Source organism: Natronorubrum daqingense (assembly GCF_001971705.1).
GTDB classification, from domain to species: Archaea; Halobacteriota; Halobacteria; order Halobacteriales; family Natrialbaceae; genus Natronorubrum; species Natronorubrum daqingense.
Genome location: NZ_CP019327.1, coordinates 1,570,855 through 1,590,219, shown reverse-complemented (window position 1 = coordinate 1,590,219; position 19,365 = coordinate 1,570,855). Strand labels below are relative to the sequence as shown.

Genomic DNA, 19,365 nt, shown 5'->3' with positions numbered 1-19,365 from the left:
CTTGCATGACGAACCCACAACCCACGTCATCTGTCGGCACCAGTCGCTCCGAGGGCGGCGCTCGCTCGCCGTGCACTGTCCCGAAGCAACACCTCGTCGTCCGTAAAGACCTCGACGGCGACGGTTCCATCGAAGTCCGTGAGGTGTGACCCGACGAGGTCGTAGTCGATCTCACCGGCCCCGATCGGTATGTGGGTATCGCCACGCGTCCGGACGTCGTGGACGTGCAGGTGTGAGACGAGGTCGCCGTGGCTCGAAAGGAATCGATCGATCCCGTCGTGGCCGTCCTCCATGTACGCGTGACCGACGTCGAAACAGACGGCGATGTCCGCCTCGCGTGCAAGGTCACCGACCACCGATAGCGGGTAGCCCCGGCGCTGGTGGCCGACGTTCTCGAGGACCAATTCGACGCCGGCATCGTCCGCCGCAGCACCGATCTCAGTAAGCTGGGAGGTGAACAGCGGACGCAGTGACGTGTCGTGTGGGTCTCTGGCCGTCGCGTGCATCACCGCTTTCCGCGCGCCGACGGAACCGGCCCACGCGAGGAGCCGACTCAGGTACGCACTGATCGCGTCGTTGAGTTCCGGAACCGGCGTGACGACGACCTGATCGTACGGAAGGTGAACGCACAGGTCGGCATCGGCTGTTGTCAGCGCCTCCTCGAGGCGAGTCGTATCGAAGTCGTCCGTACCAGCCGACTCGCCGATCGATAGCTCCGCCAGGTCGAACCCATCGAGCGTCGCCTCGAGTCGATCCAGCGAGTCGCCGACGGTGAGTCCAACGTCCATACGGAGACGACGACGGCCACCCGCTTATATCGGTGGACCATCTGGTGCAAGGAACGGGCCAGCGGGCGCTCTCGAAACACGGTGGATCTTGATCAAAGCGTATCGGGGAAGGAACAACCCGCATCCGTCCGAGAGAGACCCGCACGAATCTCGTCTTCGTGGACGGTGACCTCCAGCGTGTTCGTATTGCAATCGGCGAGGTCTCTCCAGGAAAGCTCGGATTCCGTCCGTTTTCGTGTCCCGGTTGCGTCGACGACGAACGCGTACGTTCCTGCCTCCGTAAACTCCACCTCTCTGAAATCGTCGCCCTCGATCCGTTGGACGCTGCCGTCTTCGTCCAATTCGACAGTTCCATCGAAGACGCGGTCTCCGTCTCGTTTCATCTCGAGTGCGATAGTCTGTAGATCGCCGGATTGATTTCGGACGACGAGGTCGGCTGGCGTCTCTACCCCTCTCGCTCGGTGGACGTACTCGCTACACCCGGAGAGCGCGACGAGGGCGGGGAGTGTCGAGAGTTGGAGGAGTCGACGCCGGTTCATACCAGCAGTTTCTCCGTCTCTCGGGCAGTGTCTAGTTAGGCCAGTTTGAGAAGTGAGCAGGTCGTAGAGTTAGTTTGGAACAATGCTCGTAGACCTGCTCAGCGAGAGCTACGCGGCGGAATTTGATGAATGTTGGGAGCGTGAGCGGACGGCGACGCCCGTCAGGGTGTTCGCAGTCCGTCTCCACGCGACCGGTTGTTCTCTTCGAGAGACACAAGCAATTCTTCGCTTGATCGGTGTGGAACGCTCTCATCAAGCGATCTGGAACTGGGTACATCGGCTGGCTGACAGCGTTCCAGACCCGCCGACGGCGAAGCCGTCGCGGGTCGCCATTGATGAAACCGCTGTCAGGATTAACGGAGACTGGTCTTGGGTATACGCTGCAATAGACTTGGACTCAAAACTAATTCTCGATGTCGCAGTGTTCGGACGTCGAGGCACCGATCCAGCTGCTGCGTTTCTGCATCGGTTGACCGAGAAACACGATCTATCCAATACCGTGTTTCTCGCTGATGGCTATGGATATCTGACTGCCCTCTCTCGATTAGGATTGAGCGGTCAGCTCGACTACGTTGATCGAAACCTGATCGAAAAGTGGTTTCACACCTTGAAGATGAGAGTTGACCGCTTCCATAACTCGTGGGTGGGCAGTCGGGCGAGCGTCAGAGAATGGCTTGAACAGTTTGTACACTACTACAACACACAACGACCACATCAATCACTCAACGGACAGACGCCAGCGGAGGTGCTAAACTAGACAGTGCCGTCTCTCGTAAATACGTTCTCCACCGACAGGTTCGACGCGAACGGAACGCGACGTGTTCGATATCACAATAGTGTGTGACGTATTGCTATCAGATTCCATTGTGTGAACTATTTTGCCACATTTCTGGTACGTAGTCTATGAGCCGGTTGCTAAACCGAGACGATGGGGGAAGCGCCTCGAGTGATGGGGACGACTGTCCGAATTCGACAGAACGCGTTTCCGACAACCGCCGAACCGTGTTGTTCGGTATCGGTGTGACACCATTCCTGTCGCCGATGCTAGGTGAGTGGTGGCCACCGTGGGGTGAACGCGGGGGCGATACGGACGAAACGGACGGGCGGGAAGAAGCAGACGAACGGAGCGATACGACCGAACCGGACGTCGACGAGGAACGTTCCGACGGATCGCTCGAGCGACTCAGACCGCCGGATCGCGACCTCACCGTCCAGCCGGGAACCCAGCTCATGTTCGAGGTGAGTGCGGAGGCGGGGATCGGACAACGGACGGAGTGGTTGCTCGACGGTGAACAAGAGGATATCTCGATGGGACCGTGGGAGAGCGCGTACATCGACCACCAGGGGGCAGATATTTGGCTGCACACCGTCGAATCGGAGGGTGAAATCGGTGCTGCGGTCGACGACGACGGCGACGTGTACACGACGGCGTGGGACGTCAGTCTGGATTCAGACGGGATCGGTTCGCCAAGTATCACCGATAGCAGTCCGCCTCGAGACGAGTTGGCCGACCTCGACGAGTATGACACGATCGAGTTCGAAGTCTCCGCGACCGATCCGGACGGGAATTTAGATCAGGTCGTCTGGTGGGTACGGGCAGCCGATGTGGTCTACGACGTCACTCCGGTTAGCGGACGCGAAGATACCGCGAGCATCTCCCCGGACGCGGACGAGTTGGTCCAGGAGGGCGTGGTCGCGTGGGTGCTCAACGAGCACGGGGGCATGGTCGAATCGGGAGTCTGGGAGTTCGGCTTTCCGACGGCCGAATCGCAATTCGAGATCGAGGGGGTCGACACCAACTCTCCGATTTCGGGCGGCGAGACGCTGGAAGTCGAGGTCACCATCCAGAACGCGGGCGACACGGATGGCACGACCGACGTCGACCTCGTCGTCGGCCACGATCCGGAACTGGCCGACAGCGAGTCCGTCGAAATCGGGCCCGGGGACGCTGCGACGCTCTCCCTGACGTTCGAGGCGGGCGACCCCGCTGGGGAGAGCGAAGCGTTCCCAGGGGTGATCGAAACGGCCGACGACGAATCCGAGTTTCAGATCGTCGTGGAAGACGCTGAACCCACACCGGCAACGTTCGACGTACAGGGGCTGTCGACGAATGCACCGGTCAGCGGCGGAGAAACTCTCGAAACCGAAGCGACAATTCGAAACGTCGGCGACGAATCCGGAACGACCGACATCGACCTCGTCGTCGGCCACGACCCCGTCGTCGAGTACAGCGAGATGCTCACACTCGAGCCAGACGAAGAAGCGACACTTCGCCTCCCATTCGAGGCGGGCCAGCCCGCAGGCGAAAGCGAAGCGTTCCCCATCGAAGTCGACACCGGTGCAGATTCGGCGACCGAAATGGTCGTCGTCACGTCGTGACCGCACCAGGCGATTTCGTCTCCGTCACTTCCTACTCCGCCGGGAATGACGTCGCTCGAGCCGTCATGTCGGTACGTGGAATCGACACCGACTCGCTCCTGGGTTCTCGCCGGAGTCCGACCCTATCGGCTGTGATCTCTGCGACGGGACCGCCCGCCGCTGAGGCGTAGGCGTCCGGACGACCCGCTCGAGCCTTCGTCACCTATCTGGCCGCGCGAACGAAATCGCCGAATGCGATACAGGCACCGTCCTGAAAGCGCGCGTCGGCCGTCATCAGATCGAGAGAGTACGCCGATTCCGCCATCGTCTCCGTGCCGTGCGTCACGACGACGCCGTCGACACCGTCCGTCGCCGCCGCTTCGACCGATTCGGCGAGCGAGGCGACATCCGACACCGAGAGGTGAAAGCTCAGTTCGTCCCAAACCGACTCGACGTCGATATCCGCGACCCCCTCGAGTTCAGGAACGGCAGCGACGAGGTCGTCGCCGCCGTTCGACGGCGTTGCCCCGCCAGAACCGCCCGTCGATGCGATCGTTTCATCGGCACTCAACACGCGAACGTGTGTCATGGGCTGGTGTTCTGACTGAATACACCTGACGTGTCACCCACCTCTTCGGTCCACTGGCGAGTGCAGTACGAAGCGAGGTCCCTCTCTCGAGTTGTGATGTGTCCCTAATCGGACGGCGGTCGGTTCGTGGCTGTTCACTTTCACTCTGGTTGGCGGAGGTATATGTGTCGTTGCCGGGTACTCAGGAATAGAACTGAGAACGAACACTGCTCGCTGACTCACCAACTCTACGACACCTTATTCCGAATACCTATGAGACGTATTTTGAAGCGGATGGTTGGGTACTCATCGACGACGACTGTGTTCGAATGTCGGCGGTGTGGCACCTGCTTTTCATCGGACGAGGAGTCGTGTACCGAGTGCGGAACCAGTAGCATAGCGAAGTACGAGTTTTAACGGCGCTCGAAGAGGACGCCGTCGCGTTTGCCTGCCTTCCGAATTCCCGTCTGAATACCGACGTATCCGCGGAGATGGTTATCCGTTGGGGCCGACATACAGACTTATTGTCCGGTGATCCAACACGGTATGCATCGTGTCACTTACGCAGTCGAAATCGATCGATCGGCTGTATCAGGAAGTCTCCGACTACGAACTCGTCATCGTTCCCGATTCACCACTCGCGGATGCCCTCAACCGTCGCCTCGAGCGGGCCCATTTCGGGCCGTTCGCGATCACGCCCCGCCGGCTCGCGACGCGCCGCCGGGAGACGGCAGAGGATCGGACCGCGTTCCTCGAGGTAATCGGCCAAACTAACCTCAGTTGGAGGGAAATCGCCTACACCGTCGGCAACGTGCTCCAGTGTTGGGAGTACCGTGGACGCGCCGACGCAATCTTCGAGTACGACGCGTTCGATACACCGGCGACCAGAACCATCGTCGACATCATCAGTTCGCTGCAGACGTCCTCGGGACTGCTCGCAACGTACAATATCGATGTCGGTGCAGACGGGTCGGTCGCAGTCGTCGGTGAACGCCAGTTGACGAACCTCGAGCGGTCGATCCTCCCCGACAAGTACGATTCGATCGACCGATTCACTGAGGACGCGTTCGCTCTCCCGGCGTTTCGACTCTTCGACTCTTCGACAGCGATCGTCGACGCGATCCTCGACACCGTCACGCAGGGCAACGCGGACGAGATCGGTATCGTGCTCGACTCGAGCAGCGAGTATTCGCCGCTCGTCGAGTCGGCGCTCGAGACGGCGGAGGTTCCCTACTATGGCGGCCCCGGCTTCATGGACGATCGCGATCACCGCGCGTTCGTCCAGTTACTTCGGTGTACGACAGCCGGTTCAGATACCCGCGTTCACTCCGTAAAACCGCTCCTCTCGTGTCTCGATGCGACGGTACCAATCGAGCACGACAAGAAACGACTCGCTGACCTCGAAGTCGACATTCCCGAAATCGACTGGCTCCGCGAGTTCATCGGTCGAACGGACGCACTTACCTTCGAATCGGCGCTGAACGCGTACGAGACTCGAACGGGACGAACACTCGAGGCGTTCCGCGAGGAACTCGAGAGACTTAGCCTGCTCGAAGAGCCGATTACGACCGACAGGATCGATCAACTCGCGTATTATCTCGAGACCTACGAGGTGCCAATCGACCGGGAGAACGAGGGAGTTCTGCTGGCAGACGCAAAATCGGCCTCGTTCGTCGATCGGCCGGTCGTCTTCTATCTTGGACTCGACGAGAACTGGACCCGGGACTCGCCGAATCGGCCGTGGGTCGACCGCGACGAGGAGTACGAGCGAACCGTCGACGGCTTCCAGTCGCTCCTCCAGAGCGGCATCGACCGGCACTATCTCGTGCAGGATGCGGTCGATGGCTCACCCGTTACGCCGTGTTTGTACTTCGACGAGTTACTCGAGACCGAGTTCGAACGGTTCAGCGATCTCGAGTCGGTCCGCCACGCTCGAAGCGGCCGACCGATCGATGACGGATTCGCCCGGGAGCCACTGGATGCAGACATCGAACCTGAACGCGTCGAGACGGTCAGTCAGTCGAGTCTGAACACGTATGCGAACTCGCCGCGAGACTACTGCTTCGGACGGCTCGTCGAGACCCCGGACGAACACTACTTCGTCGACGGAAACCTCTTTCACGACTTCGCCGAGTTCGCCGTCAATCACCCCGATTTCGTCGACGACGCGTGTCTCGAGGACGTCGCCGACGTCATGATCGAGGAAACGCGTGCGTTTCATCGGCGAATCGACCTCGAGACGCAGCGCACTCGGTATCGAGTCGGTCTCGAGACGATCTATAAGTACCTCGACAAATACGCGCCGACCGACGCGACGGTTCTAGCGCCCTCGAGGAGCTGGGGTGAGAATTTCTTCGCGAAGCACTTCGACCGCGACGTCGACTCGCCGGTGACCGAGCGGTGGTTCGAAGACGACGACCTTCGACTCGAGGGGAAGATCGATCTCGTGCAGTCTCCGACGCACCTCGTCGACTTCAAAAGCGGCAGTCGAAAGTCCGCGTCGCAGGTGACGAAGGCCAGTTCGATCGGCAAGCCGAGCGACAAACCGAACTTTCAGGCGCTTTCGTACCTCACCTACTGGCGTCGCCAACAGCCCGACGAGTCCCTCGAGTTCACGTTCGTTCACTTCCTCGAGACGCTCGACGACGTCGTTACCGGCGACGCGACGCTCGAGGACTGCCTGACGACGATAACCTACCGTCCGACCGCGTTCGACGAGTTCGTGCAGTCCCGGGCGGTCTTCGAAGAACTCCGTGAAGACGCCCCAAACGACTGTAACAAGACATTCTCGAAGACCGACTACGAGACGTACTTGACGGTGTTCGACACCGACGATGTCCCCAGAACGCGAGACGCAGACGAGATGGCTCACTCACCGTTCGGCGAGACGCTGGTCGAACGCCTCGTCGACGACGTCGGCGACTACAAGTACGTCAAGAAGGGCTGCATGCAAGCGTTCAGACACCTCTGTGGCTACCGTAAGTCGGGCTACTTCGCGGAAGATCTCGACGCCTTCGAGCGCTTCGTCGACGGGCAACTCGAGGAGGTAAACCATTATCGCTGCGGCGAAGACCGCTTTCCGATCGATGGCCGCGCCGGCGAACCGAACTACCGTTACGTGGACAACCGCGATATGTTACTCACTGATTCCCGATCGACTCGAGACGACTTCCTAGTACCTCGAGACGACTCCTCGAGCGTTCAGGCCGAAGAAACGCCCACATCCGGTGTAGCGGACTCAGAGGTGAGACGATGACGTCACCAACTGACGAGTCGTCGACTGCAACACCAACACCCAACGAGGGCCAGCGTGAACTCATCGAGGGAACGGACGGATTGTATCTTGTCGACGCCGGCGCAGGGACCGGAAAGACGTTCACGGTCACCCACCGGTACGCCAACATCGTCACGAAAGACGGTGTCGAGCCCGACGATACCCTGTTACTCACGTTCACCCGAAACGCGGCGACGGAAATGAAAGACAGGATCGTCGCCAGCTGTGAGTACGATATGCGGGCACTTTCCGACGCTCCCATTCAGACCTTCCACAGCCTGTGTCGTGATATTCTCGATCAACACGGTTTTCACGCACCGTCGTATCTCGGGATCGACGATGCGATCACCGGGTCGACGCAGCTCCTCGAGAACGAAACGATCGAACGGGAGTACTTCCGCGAGTTTATTGGCCGCTTCAGCGACGATCACGACGAACATCACGATCTCCTTCGGTGTTTATCCGACCCGACGGCGTTACTCGATCTCATCACAAACCTCGCCGCGAAGGGCGTCTTTCCGACTGCTGACGGCTGGTATCGCGACTCCAGAGACGCCCTCGAGGGTGATTTCGACGCGTTCAAAGATATGTTCGACGAGGTGAATCGGCCGCGAAACGGCGGGAACAAACAGTCGACACTCCGGTCGAATCTCGGCCGATACGGGAAGAACAAGTGCTACCTCCCGGACGCACCCGACCGCGACGAGTTACGCGGTGAGTACGGGTCGAAAGCCGTTCCCGAAGACGTCGCCGAACGGGTCTTCACCGAGAATCGGGACCACCTCATCGAGTTCGTTCACGACGTGTACGTCGAGTATCTCGAGTTCGCGCTCGGACGGAACTACTTGAATTTCTCGTTCCTCCAGCTGTTTGCGTTCGTGTTATGCTGTGAGGACGCCGATCTCCGCGAGTCGCTGGCGTTCGAGTACGTGATGATCGACGAGTTCCAGGACTCGAGTGAGATCCAGTTCAAACTCGCCTTGCTCCTCTCGGGGACGGACAATTTCTGCGTCGTCGGTGACTGGAAACAGAGCATCTACTCGTTCCAATACGCGGCCGTCGAGAACATCACCGAATTCGAGGCCCGACTCGAGCGCTTCGCTGCCGAGTTGAACGACGATGCAGAGCGCGTCTCGTTTTCCCTCGGATCCGTCACGAGAGTCGAACTCGAACAGAACTATCGCTCGACGCAGTCGATTCTAGATTTTTCCGAGAACGCACTCGTTACACCGGGGAGCAATCGGGAATCGATCGATCGAGAGTCGATTCTCGAGCGGGTCGTCTCCCTTCACTCGAACACCGACCAGAACCACTCACAGATCGAGGCGTTCCAGCACGCAGACGAACACGAAGCGATCCTCACGAAGGTCCAAAAAATCGTCGGCAACGACGAGTACGCAATCGAAGAAGACGGCGAAGTTCGTCCGCCAACGTACGGCGATATCGCCGTCCTCACTCGAACCCGCGATTTCGGTCGCGAATTGCTCTCGACCGCAGACGCGTACGAATTCCCGATGGCCTACGAAGGTGGGATCGAACTCTTCCGTACTGACCAGGCGAAACTCTTGCTCGCCTGGCTGCGTATTCTCGTGGGCGGACCGGCCGCCGATCGAGGTTGGGCGGTCGTCCTAGAGCGTGCTGGGTACACGCTCGACGAGATCGAATACGTTCTCGAACACGACGCGTACCCAAGCGAGATGGCCGCGTTCCGGTCCGAACTCGAGGCCTTCGAGACACACGCAGCTGTCACGCGACGTGTGTTCGATCACTACGGCTACGACGGGACAACGGCCGACGTCGTCCTCACGACGGTCCAGTCGCTTCACAGTTCGACGACGATGACTCGAGGGGACCTGATTCGAATTATCAAAGACGGGATCGAGAACGGCTACACGAAGGAGGTACAGGCCGTTGCAGGTACGAATTCAGTTACCGTCCAGACGATTCACTCCGTAAAGGGGCTCGAACACCCAATCGTTATTCTCGGGAACATGAACAGCGGAGCATTCCCGCCGTCGGGAGGATCCGACGGCACCATTACGTACGCCGAACCCACCGGACTCCGTCGACGAAAGTGCTACGACGACAGCCACAGCGATCCACACGTCTACGACAACTGGCGGGCCGACGTTCTGGGGTGTTGTCAGCCGACCAAATACGGCGAGGAACGGCGTCTCCTCTACGTCGCGATGACTCGTGCCGAAACTCATCTGTTGTTCGCCGCCGGGGAGGAACCCAACACATTTCTCGAGCAGTTACCAGTCGATATCGAGGCACTCGAGCCAGCCGTTTCGCCAGTGAACGTCGACGAGACGACGCATACACAGTTTCGCACTGACGTACCTTCGTCACCGGAATTCGAGAGCTACTCGCCGCACTCGTTCATGGACGACAGCGTCTACGAGGACGGAAGCGATGGACGAGGGATGGACTTTGGCTCTCGAGTACACGAGTTCGCCGAAGACTATGCACTTGGAATGGACGTTACGCCCGACAACGACGACGAACGGAACGTGAAGGCCTTTCTCGATGGACTCTCGGGTGAGTTATTAGTCGAGGAGCGGGCCTATCTGCCACTCGAGATTGACGGGAGACGGGTCACACTTTCGGGGGTGATCGACTTGGTTCACTTGACCGACGACACCGCCGAGATCATCGACTTCAAAACGGATCTCACCCGTAACGCCGACTCGGAGTATCGGATTCAACTTAGCGTCTACTATCACGTACTTACCGAGTGGTTCAGCGATTACTCGGTGACTGCATCGATCTTCTACACGGCCGACAACGCTCAAGTCGAGGTTGATCCGTTATCGAAGACAGACCTCGAAGCGGTCACTAAAATCTGACCACAACAACGTTGCGGGATGCTACACAAGAGAGGCAATTCTGATTGGTTATAAACATACGTTTGTCTGTAATTCAGGGTCAAAACTACGGGGTAACGGTGAGGGGGAACGCTCTATCACGGATTGTACTCACGCGAAGACAGCCCTATTCGCTCACGTTGTTCGCAGGCAGTGACCGTTCTTCTTCGAATCTTTGGTCGCCTTCGCCGCTCACTCGTCGTTTACAGAAAATGCTCCGTCAGGGATTCGAACCCTAGTCATTGCCGTGAGAGGGCAATATGATTGGCCGGACTACACCAACGGAGCTCGTTCATACTGTGCTCGCTTCGTTCCACGACGGGTCAACGCCCGCCTCATCACCGAAGCAAGTACACTCATTCGTTACGCGGTGGACAGTTTAAGGATTCCGTTTCGAAGCGCCACTGTTCGGCACTGTCACAGATACGAGCACTGACAGGTGCGTTACTCTTCGAAGGGTGACTTCGTCGCCTCTGGTTCGAACCCCTCGAGGCTAATGATGTTCTCTCGACCGACACGGAGTTTGCTAATCGCGCCGTCGTCTTCCATCTCCGAGAGAAGCATGCTCACTTTGGATTTCGACCAGCCAGTTTCGTCGACGATGTCGACTTGCTTCATCCGGCCGCCGTTTTCGCGGATGAGTTTCATCACGCGATCTTCGTCGGTAAGGAACTCGTCGCTGGCGGCTGGTTCCGGGTCGGCCGAGTCGTGACTGGATTGGACGGCTGTCGTCGTCTCAGCTGGTTGTTCCGTCGGTTTTGCTGGCGACTGTTCAGACGCTGGCCCGGGTCCGGGAGGTTGTGACGCGCTCTCTCCGTCGTTTCGAGGGAGGCCGTCGCCCTGTCGATAGTACCAGACGGCACCGACACTAACTGCGAGGGCAAAAAGAAGACCAAGGCCGAGTTCCCACGGTGTCTCCTCGGTATCTATGAGCGCGGAGGTACCGGGGTTGCTTCCGTCACCACCGCTCCCAGACGTATCGGCATCTTCTGGTGCGAGCACGGCCCGTGGATTGCCATCGAGAAACTGTTGTTCGCCACTCCACTGAACGGCGCTTGCGTTCTCGAGCGAGCTGTGTGAGTGTTCGACTTCGTCGTCAGGTTCGACGTGCTGGAAGACGAGGTCGTCCTCGGCCACGATGACGATCGATTGACTCTGTCCAATGTACATGTTCTCGAAGACGTCGCCGACTTCGACGGTATCGCCGTCGGTTTCGGCGAACGCCTCCCACGTGAAGGACATTTCGACGATACCGCGTTCACCGAAGCTGTCCTCGATCGTTGCAGAGCGTTCGAAGTCCGTTGCGTTCATCTCCCGGTCCGTGGCTTCGTCTCCGCTTTCAGTCATTCGCTCCGCTTGGTCGGTAAAGCGTTCGTACAGGTCGGTTTCCTCGGATTCGAACTCGTCGGCGAACTCCTCGAACGCCTCGCGTTCCTCGGAGTCGTTTTCGTCGAAGTAGTGGACGTGTTGGAACGTCCACGTTGCACTCCCGTCTTCGTGAACGGTAATCTCGAACGTCGTCGTATCGAAGTCTTGAGCCTCCGCGAGCATCGCAGCGGACTCACTCGAGGTGTACTGAGACGATTGTGTATCCGCCGTCGAATACGTCGACGCGGACGTAGCGCGGTCATCGACACCGGTATCGGCCATCGCTGCCGGCGCAGCGACGCTCCCCATACTAACGAGAAAGACAGTGACGATGAGCACAACGATGCCAACGGGAGCCGACCGATTCATTCGTCTATCACTACGTGGCGGAGGTAAAAATGCTTGTGAATACGAGAGGGTCACCCGCCCGAACAAGGAAGTCGTCGTCGTTGATAGCTTACTCCCCGATTTTCGACAGTTCGAAGAACAAGCGATTCAGTTCACATCGCCCCACATGAACGGCGAGCGTCTCTCTCGTTGTGTCGATACGCACAAACCACTTCGACACGTAGCGACCGGCATGATCTCGAACCTCGCACAGGGTGTCCAGGCTTTCACCAGTAACGTCTATCTCGTCGCCGGCGACCGAACGGTCCTCATCGATACGGGAGCGAACTTCGACGTCGTCGAATCGATTCACGAACGTGTCGACGACCTCGACGCGGTCGTGCTAACACATACCCATCGGGATCACGTCGGAAACCTCGAGGCTGTCGCGGACGCCTTCGACGTCGACGTCTGGGGGTACGATACCGATATCGACGGTGTTGACCACGCAATCGATGACGAGGAACGCGTCACACTCGGCGATCACGAGTACGTTGCCCTCCACACACCGGGGCACAAAAACGACCATCTCTGCTTTTACTCGGCGGATGCTGGCGTCCTCTTTGCAGGTGATCTCGTCTTCCAGAACGGCAGCTTCGGTCGCACCGATCTCGAGGAGGGCGACCGCGAGACGCTGATTCAGAGCATCGATCGACTGCTCGAGTGGATCGATGGCGACCTCGAAGCAATGCACACGGGACACGGTCCGAGCGTGACGAACGAACCGGCCGATCACGTCGAACTCTCGGCGCAGATGGCGCGTCGTGCCTGAAACGGAATCAATCGTCGGGTTGGTCAGTGACTCGAGACGCGATTGGCGGCGGCGAGAAGTTCGTCGTAGGCCGTCTCGTACGCTCGTGCAACCCTATCTGGAGCGCTTCGAGTCGCACTTCCAAGCGGCGGTAATCGGATCCGCTCGAGGGGATCGAGCAACTCGAGCACGTCGGGAACACGTTTCTCGAGTGTGCCGTCTTTCGGGCTCGAACTGGCGACTTCACAGGCGCGACAGTACCGATCACCCGGGTAGATTCGCACGCGGCCGGGTTCGACGGCTGCAACGGCACTGATTGCTGCGTGGTCGAGTGACTGGAGTGGTTGTGCGATATCGCTGTAGGACTCGACGACGGCGACGCTAGTCGATTCGATCTCGCGTGCGAGGTCCTCAAACGCGGGGACGTACCGTTGATCGGCGATTTCGTTGAATTCCTCGACAGTCTCGACCGGAACGGCGTCCTCGAGTGGCAGGGACTCGACAACGTGCTCGGGAATCGTCGCCGTGTCATTGTAGACGAACGCCGGTTCGTCCTCGACCCCAGGTCGTCCGATTCGATCGACGAGGAACTCACGGTCTGTCTTTCCGAGCAATCCGGTCCCATCGTCGGGAGTGGGTCGCCACAGTCGATGGACGGGATTGAGCGATTCCGGTTCCCGACCTCGAGATTCTGCTCGAGCCAGTTTTCGTGCGTCTTTTCCGTAGAGACGCCCCTCGGTGAGGGCACGCTGACAGTCGTCGTGATCGAACCAGTAATCGTTACCCGCGCGTGGCTTGTACCCCACCGCGCCGGTTCGCTCGAGGAGACCGACGGAGAACGTCGTCTTGCCGGCATCGACTCGATCCGATCCGACGACGAGGAGGATCATTCGGATTCGTCTGTGGCCCCGTCGTCGGTGTCGGTCCCTTTGAGGCCGTAGTAGCCCGGTTCGTCGTCGTTTCGCGGTTCGGCGACGACGAGTTCGTCGGCGTTCGTCATAACCCATGGGATGGCCCAATCGAGGAGAATGTCCTCGGTATTTCGATCGAGGTCGGCATCGACGTCGACTCCTTGAAGGAGTCGGGCAATCTCGTAGACGGTGTACATCTGATCGTCCTCGAGCAGTTCCGCTGGAGTGTAGAAGTCACACGGCGGAAGCTGATCGAATTCCGATTTTGAGACCGGCATAGAAGGACATACTGTCGGCCAACGCCTAAATCGTTCGTTCGTCTCTCGTCATACTACAACACCAGCAGTAAACAGACCCGGAGTTCTCTTTCGTACCCAACGAACTGTCTCGTCCGGGTATTGGTCGAAGAGACGTATTTCAGGGGTCGTGAAAACTGCCACAAGATTTTATACGGTTCGCTATTCACGTAACGTGATGGTTTTCGGCCATAACGCGATGCTGGTGATTTACGCCGCTGCGACACTCGTTGGTCTTGTACTCGGGGTCTATCTCCTCCAGTATCGAGACAAGCCAGGCGTCGTCCCGCTGGCTGGCAGTCTGTTCGCCACCGCGTTTTTGTCGGGTCCGGTGTTCGTCGCAACCGCTTCCGATTCGCATCTGCTCTCGTCGCTCATGATTCGGTTGCTGTTCGTCGGTGTCTGTACCAGTGTGCTATTCATCTTCCTCTTCAGTCTCGAGTACACCGGTCGAGAGCACCTCGTGACGCCCAAAACGGTCGGCCTCCTGTCGATTCATCCGGTCGTGGTCGTCGCGCTCGCAGTTACGAACCCCGGAAACGTCTTTTTTGCAACTTTCGAGTACAATCCGGCCGCGCCTACCGACATCTACTTCGAACCCGGCGTTGCATTCGTTCTTCACACGCTCTACTCGTATCTGCTGTTGGCCTGCGTCACCGTGTTGATTCTCGAATTCCTCTATTCGACACGAGGCTTGTATCGTGGGCAAGCACTCGCACTGTTCGGCGCGACGACGATTCCGTGGCTCGCAAACATGGTGTACATATTCGGTCTGGTCTCCTACGATACGACGCCGATCGGGTACATTCTCACGGGGGTGTTATACACGGTTGCAATCGTCCGATACCAGTTCATCGACGTCGCACCGATCGCCCGAAATCGGGTCGTGGATACGGTTTCAGAAGGCGTCTTCGTGATCGACCACGATAATCACCTCATCGACGTCAATCCCGCAGGCTGTGAGATGCTCGCCGTCGATTCCGCCTCCTCGGCTATCGGCCACAACGTACACACGCTCTTCAAAACTAATCCTGCAATCGTCGACATGCTCGAGGAGCTGACGGAGACGCCCGTCGAGTCGACGACGGAGTTCTCCCTCGAGGATCGTCACTTCGAAATTCAAGCAACACCCATTACGGACGGACGCGACCGCCACGTCGGCTGGTTGATTCTCGTATACGATATTACGACACGAAAACGCCGTGAATCCGAACTCGAGCGACAAAACGAACGGCTCGACCGATTTGCCGACCTCGTCTCTCACGACCTTCGAAACCCCCTTTCTGTTGCCTCGGGGTACCTCGATATCGCACGAGATACCGAAGACGAAGCGGATACTGCGGAGTATCTCGACCGAGTCGAACGATCGCACGAGCGAATGGAAGCGATCGTCGACGACGTGTTGACGCTCGCTCGAGGCGGGGCAACCGTAACTGAACCACAACCCGTCGACGTCGCTGCTCTCGCGAGACGTGCGTGGAACAGCGTCGAAACCGACAACGCGACACTCGAGGTCCACTCGCGTGAGAAGATCGTTGCCGATCCGACACGGTTCCAGCGGTTGTTCGAGAATCTGTTTCGCAACGCAGTCGAACACGGGATCGAGGACGGAGACTCACACACGCCGGAAAACGGTGTTACTCACCACTACGCGGATGAGCCGTCCAGTGAATCACCGGATACGTCGACCGAACTTACGGTTACCGTCGCTCTCGAGGATGCGGGCACTGGGGAACCCGTCCTTACGGTCGAAGACGACGGTCGAGGTATCCCCTCGAGTATTCGCGAACGGATCTTCGAGGAGGGAGTCACCACGGCGGAGACGAACACTGGACTCGGCTTGCGCATCGTCGAGCAGCTCGCACAGGCCCACGGGTGGTCGATCACGGTAGCGACGAGTTCGACGGGTGGGGCGAGATTCGAACTCCGAGGGATCGACCGTGATGTGAGCGGGAGTCGAGAGTCGCCATCTGAATTCACCTCGAGTGGCGAGTCGCGCAAGTAACCACGTTCGTTGCCAGTCGCTATTGGCTATCCAATCACGGCGCAAAAAAGAATCAGGATTGACGTACTCGTCGCTTACTCGAAGTGGTCGAGGCACTTCTGATACTCGTCTGCGGCCGAGTCCCAGTTGACGACCTCGAAGAAGCCGTCGATGAACTCGCCGCGGTCTGGACCGTAGTCGTAGTAGTAGGAGTGTTCCCAGACGTCCAGTGCGAGGATTGGGTGGGAGCCCCACAGTGCGCCCTGGTCGTGTTTGTCGACCGCGACGTTACGAAGTTGTTTGGCAACCGGGTCGTAAACGAGCAGTGCCCAGCCACCGGCAGCGCCGGCAGCGGCCTCGAACTCACCTTTCCAGCCTTCGTAGGAGCCAAAGTCTTCTTCGATTCGGTCGGCGAGGTCACCCTCGGGTTCGCCGCCACCGTTTGGCGACATGTTCTCCCAGAACAGGGTGTGGAGGTAGTGTCCACAGCCGTTGTGGGTGACGTTGCCCAGTGCACCGGGCGTCGAGTCGAAGTCTCCCGATTCGCGGTTGTCCGCGAGCGTCTCCTCGGCGGAGTTGAGACCGTTGACGTAGCCCTGGTGGTGGGTGTCGTGATGCCAGGTCACGACCTGTTCGGAAATCGATGGCTCGAGCGCGTCGTAATCGTATGGGAGTGGTGGAAGTTCGTGGTCAGTCATTGGAATTCACCTGTGTATTGTATCAACATCTCGCTTGTTAAGTTTTGAGGAGAGGGACGGTATCATGTCTCATGTTTCGCCCCGATTTCGTTGTGCGATTCGCTACCGACGGTACTCACACCACGGGGTTCGGGTTAAAACTTACAACACCCACCAGTGCTGATGAGAGTCTCTCTCAGAGCTGTTCTTTGTGTTTGGCGTGTTCGAGCCACTCTTCGAGTGACGGTTGCGTCCAATAGCGAACGGTGTCGCTTCGCTGATCGTACTCGAGGACACCGATATCGGCGAGTTTCGGTAGATGCGTGTGTTGAAGTTCCATCCGGATTCGCTGGCGTTGTTCCTCTCGTTCGGACTCAAAATCACTCGAGTTGGCCGATTCGACCGTATTTTCCCCCGAAGACTGGGCTGTAACCGTGTTTTGAAACGTGGCGATTGCGTCGGTCAGTTCGTCGACAGTTGCAACGCCATCAGCCTGATCGTACAGGTAATAGAGGGCGTACCGGCGACAACTGCTCGAAAGGATGTCGAAGAGGACACTCAGTGACGGCGTCACTTCGGCTGTGAGTTCGGCTGGGCCTTGTTCGGTTTCACGCATTCACGAACCACCTACCCTGTGTTACCATTCGAAACCACCACCAACTGCTACCACTGCCGCCACATTAGATGTTGCGTTTATCTAGAAAAACACATGTGCGAAATATGTAATACGGAGGTCCGACGCTGGTGCGTTTTACCGTCGTTCGTGTGTCACCGGTCAGCGTTCGACCAGTCGACTGTATATCACGTTTTGCCACTCGAGGAAAACCCGTCGGTGGTAGTACTGAGGAAAATCCGCGTAACCTGTTCGTAAAAATAACAGTTCGAAGAGAACGGTTGGATCGTGAGGGCGTCGTTACTCGTAGAGCCACTCGGCGTCGTGTTGCTCGTAGTCGATCAGTTCGTTGTCGTCGAAGTGAATCGCGATCTCGCGTTCGTTCGCGCCCTCGTCTTCGTGGTCGGCGGCGTGAACGACGTTTCGACCGAGGTCGAGTGCGTAATCACCGCGGATGGTTCCCGGTTGTGCCTCGAGCGGATCGGTCGCACCGATCATCTGGCGAACCTGGCGGGTCGCGTCCTGACCTTCCCAGACCATCGGGACGACGGGACCGGCCGTAATGAACTCGATCAGGTCGTCGAAGAACGGCTTGTCCTCGTGTTCGCTGTAGTGTTCTTTCGCTCGCTCTTCGGGCATGTTGATAACCTTGATGCCGGCGAGTTTGAGACCACGGTCCTCGAGTCGCGAGACGACGTCGCCAACGAGCCCGCGTGCGAACGCGTCGGGCTTGATCATCACGAAGGTGCGTTCGTGGTCGCTCATTGGTCGTCCTCGTCCTCGTCGCTAGCGTCGTCTGCGTCCGCCGCTTCTTCCGCTTCGTCGGATTCGTCGGCGTCAGTTTCGACGTCAGCGTCACCGTCGGCTTCGGTCTCGTCGACCGATTCGTCACCGGCGGGGACGTCTTCATTTTCGTCTTCGAGATCGGATTCGGTCTCGAGGTCCTCGTCTTCGCTCGCCTCGACGACGTCGTCCTGTGATTCGTCCTCGTCGGCTGGCGTGTCGGCCTGGGCTGGGCCCTTGCCGGCACGACCTTCTTCGGTCCACTCGAGGTCGCGCGGTTCGCGTCCGAGCTTGTAGTTTTTCTCTGCCTTCGAGTCGACGAAGTGGAGCACGGTGCCGTCGTTGCGGACGTACATGATGCCCGTGCCGGGCTCGATGTCTTCGCCCGTGTAATCACACGTTCGTTTCTCGACCATTGGTTATTGTCCTCCGATGGAGTCGGCCTCTCGAGCGGTCTCGCGAAGCTGGAGTACGTCCCCTTCGCGGACCGGCCCGAGGCAGTTTCGGGTAATGATTCGTCCCTGATTCTCGCCCTCCTTGATTCGGCATTTGACCTGCATGGCTTCGCCGTGCATGCCGGTCTTGCCGACGATCTCGATGACCTCGGCGGGCGTAGAGCCGCTTTCTTCCTCTTCAGCACTCATCTCTGATCACCTCAGTCGAGGTCCTCGACCTTGTCAGCGATGTCTTCGACGTCGTCCGAAGCCTCTCCGGAGTCGACGATGGCGGCTGCAGCCGAGCCAACCTCGAGGCCGGCGGCGTGACCGACGTCGTCTTGGGTCTCGATGAAGACGACAGGAATGCCCTTCTCGTCTGCGAGTTCTGGCAGGTGCATGACGATCTCTTCGGGGGAGACGTCTTCTGCGACGTAGACGAGGTCGGCGTTGCCGCGCTCGATCGCTTTCGTGGTTTCGTTCGTTCCTTTCTTTACTCGTCCGGTGTCTCGTGCGACCTCGAGGGCCTCGAGAGAGTCCTCGGCGAGGTCGGCTGGGATATCGGTTGTTACGTAAACTGACATTGGTTGTTCACCTCTCCTACACGTGGGCTCTCGCTCCCCTGCCGTCCGGGGCGCTGGACACCCCGTTCCGGAACCGATTTCCGGCGAAAGTCCTGTGGGGCTAGGAGCATCATCAACCCCGCGTAGGGTGTACTACGTCTGTAGCGTTGCCCCCCTTAAAAGCGTGTTCAAACGAATAGGGCC

General features: G+C 58.7%; 18 protein-coding genes and 1 tRNA gene. 6 read left to right on the top strand and 13 right to left on the bottom strand.

Features of this window, described 5'->3' with window-relative positions:
• Nucleotides 1-26: 26 nt before the first annotated feature.
• Together BB347_RS07775 and BB347_RS07770 are read right to left on the bottom strand one after the other, a co-directional pair.
• On the bottom strand, nt 27-788 hold the full coding sequence (locus tag BB347_RS07775; RefSeq protein ID WP_076580273.1) for a sugar phosphate isomerase/epimerase family protein: 762 nt from the start codon (nt 786-788) through the stop codon (nt 27-29).
• A 92-nt stretch (nt 789-880) separates the two neighbouring features.
• Complete coding sequence (locus BB347_RS07770) at nt 881-1,327, bottom strand: hypothetical protein (RefSeq protein ID WP_076580271.1); 447 nt, start codon at nt 1,325-1,327, stop codon at nt 881-883.
• A gap of 82 nt (nt 1,328-1,409) precedes the next feature.
• Between BB347_RS07770 and BB347_RS07765 the strand changes: the two genes are divergently transcribed.
• Together BB347_RS07765 and BB347_RS07760 are read left to right on the top strand one after the other, a co-directional pair.
• Nucleotides 1,410-2,084: an IS6 family transposase gene (locus BB347_RS07765; RefSeq protein ID WP_077202633.1), complete on the top strand. Its 675-nt coding sequence runs from the start codon at nt 1,410-1,412 to the stop codon at nt 2,082-2,084.
• Nucleotides 2,085-2,230: 146 nt separating this feature from the next.
• Entirely contained in the window at nt 2,231-3,706 is a 1,476-nt protein-coding gene (locus BB347_RS07760) for a COG1361 family protein (protein ID WP_236995991.1), read from the top strand.
• 202 nt (nt 3,707-3,908) lie between these two features.
• Here the strand turns inward: BB347_RS07760 and BB347_RS07755 are convergent, their stop codons facing one another.
• Nucleotides 3,909-4,274 (bottom strand): asparaginase domain-containing protein, encoded by a 366-nt coding sequence (locus BB347_RS07755; RefSeq protein ID WP_076582477.1) that lies wholly within the window; start codon nt 4,272-4,274, stop codon nt 3,909-3,911.
• 532 nt (nt 4,275-4,806) lie between these two features.
• Between BB347_RS07755 and BB347_RS07750 the strand changes: the two genes are divergently transcribed.
• Together BB347_RS07750 and BB347_RS07745 are read left to right on the top strand one after the other, a co-directional pair.
• The gene (locus BB347_RS07750) at nt 4,807-7,509 is read left to right on the top strand and encodes a PD-(D/E)XK nuclease family protein (protein WP_076582476.1); all 2,703 of its coding nucleotides are present in this window, start codon (nt 4,807-4,809) and stop codon (nt 7,507-7,509) included.
• Nucleotides 7,506-10,376 carry a UvrD-helicase domain-containing protein gene (locus BB347_RS07745; protein ID WP_076582474.1) on the top strand — a complete coding sequence of 957 codons (2,871 nt, stop codon included), beginning with the start codon at nt 7,506-7,508 and terminating at the stop codon, nt 10,374-10,376. The genes BB347_RS07750 and BB347_RS07745 overlap by 4 nt, the downstream gene beginning before the upstream one ends.
• A 231-nt stretch (nt 10,377-10,607) precedes the next feature.
• On the opposite strand, the gene BB347_RS07740 is transcribed toward BB347_RS07745, so the two are convergent.
• Nucleotides 10,608-10,682 (bottom strand) — tRNA-Glu (locus BB347_RS07740).
• A 156-nt stretch (nt 10,683-10,838) separates the two neighbouring features.
• Nucleotides 10,839-12,131 carry a helix-turn-helix transcriptional regulator gene (locus tag BB347_RS07735; protein ID WP_076582473.1) on the bottom strand — a complete coding sequence of 431 codons (1,293 nt, stop codon included), beginning with the start codon at nt 12,129-12,131 and terminating at the stop codon, nt 10,839-10,841.
• A gap of 211 nt (nt 12,132-12,342) precedes the next feature.
• Between BB347_RS07735 and BB347_RS07730 the strand changes: the two genes are divergently transcribed.
• Nucleotides 12,343-12,921 (top strand): MBL fold metallo-hydrolase, encoded by a 579-nt coding sequence (locus BB347_RS07730; RefSeq protein WP_076582540.1) that lies wholly within the window; start codon nt 12,343-12,345, stop codon nt 12,919-12,921.
• A 23-nt stretch (nt 12,922-12,944) separates the two neighbouring features.
• Here BB347_RS07730 and BB347_RS07725 read toward each other — a convergent pair whose 3' ends face one another.
• Both BB347_RS07725 and BB347_RS07720 read right to left on the bottom strand, forming a co-directional pair.
• Nucleotides 12,945-13,790 (bottom strand): ATPase, encoded by an 846-nt coding sequence (locus BB347_RS07725; protein ID WP_076582471.1) that lies wholly within the window; start codon nt 13,788-13,790, stop codon nt 12,945-12,947.
• Entirely contained in the window at nt 13,787-14,089 is a 303-nt protein-coding gene (locus BB347_RS07720; RefSeq protein WP_076582470.1) for a DUF5827 family protein, read from the bottom strand. The genes BB347_RS07725 and BB347_RS07720 overlap by 4 nt, the downstream gene beginning before the upstream one ends.
• Before the next feature lie 196 nt (nt 14,090-14,285).
• Between BB347_RS07720 and BB347_RS07715 the strand changes: the two genes are divergently transcribed.
• On the top strand, nt 14,286-16,112 hold the full coding sequence (locus tag BB347_RS07715) for a histidine kinase N-terminal 7TM domain-containing protein (RefSeq protein ID WP_076582468.1): 1,827 nt from the start codon (nt 14,286-14,288) through the stop codon (nt 16,110-16,112).
• Between the two features lie 74 nt (nt 16,113-16,186).
• On the opposite strand, the gene sod is transcribed toward BB347_RS07715, so the two are convergent.
• The 6 genes from sod to rpl7ae form a co-directional block, all read right to left on the bottom strand.
• Nucleotides 16,187-16,789: a superoxide dismutase gene (sod, locus tag BB347_RS07710; RefSeq protein ID WP_076582467.1), complete on the bottom strand. Its 603-nt coding sequence runs from the start codon at nt 16,787-16,789 to the stop codon at nt 16,187-16,189.
• Between the two features lie 175 nt (nt 16,790-16,964).
• A complete protein-coding gene (locus tag BB347_RS07705; RefSeq protein WP_076582465.1) occupies nt 16,965-17,384 on the bottom strand; it encodes a DUF7344 domain-containing protein in 420 nt (139 codons plus the stop codon).
• A 297-nt stretch (nt 17,385-17,681) separates the two neighbouring features.
• On the bottom strand, nt 17,682-18,146 hold the full coding sequence (ndk, locus tag BB347_RS07700; protein WP_076582464.1) for a nucleoside-diphosphate kinase: 465 nt from the start codon (nt 18,144-18,146) through the stop codon (nt 17,682-17,684).
• Nucleotides 18,143-18,580 (bottom strand): 50S ribosomal protein L24e, encoded by a 438-nt coding sequence (locus BB347_RS07695; RefSeq protein WP_076582462.1) that lies wholly within the window; start codon nt 18,578-18,580, stop codon nt 18,143-18,145. The genes ndk and BB347_RS07695 overlap by 4 nt, the downstream gene beginning before the upstream one ends.
• Nucleotides 18,581-18,583: 3 nt before the next feature.
• Nucleotides 18,584-18,808, bottom strand: a complete 225-nt coding sequence (locus BB347_RS07690) for a 30S ribosomal protein S28e (RefSeq protein ID WP_006064297.1) — start codon at nt 18,806-18,808, stop codon at nt 18,584-18,586.
• An 11-nt stretch (nt 18,809-18,819) separates the two neighbouring features.
• Nucleotides 18,820-19,182, bottom strand: coding sequence for a 50S ribosomal protein L7Ae (rpl7ae, locus tag BB347_RS07685; protein ID WP_076582460.1), 363 nt, complete (start codon nt 19,180-19,182; stop codon nt 18,820-18,822).
• Between the last annotated feature and the right edge of the window lie 183 nt (nt 19,183-19,365).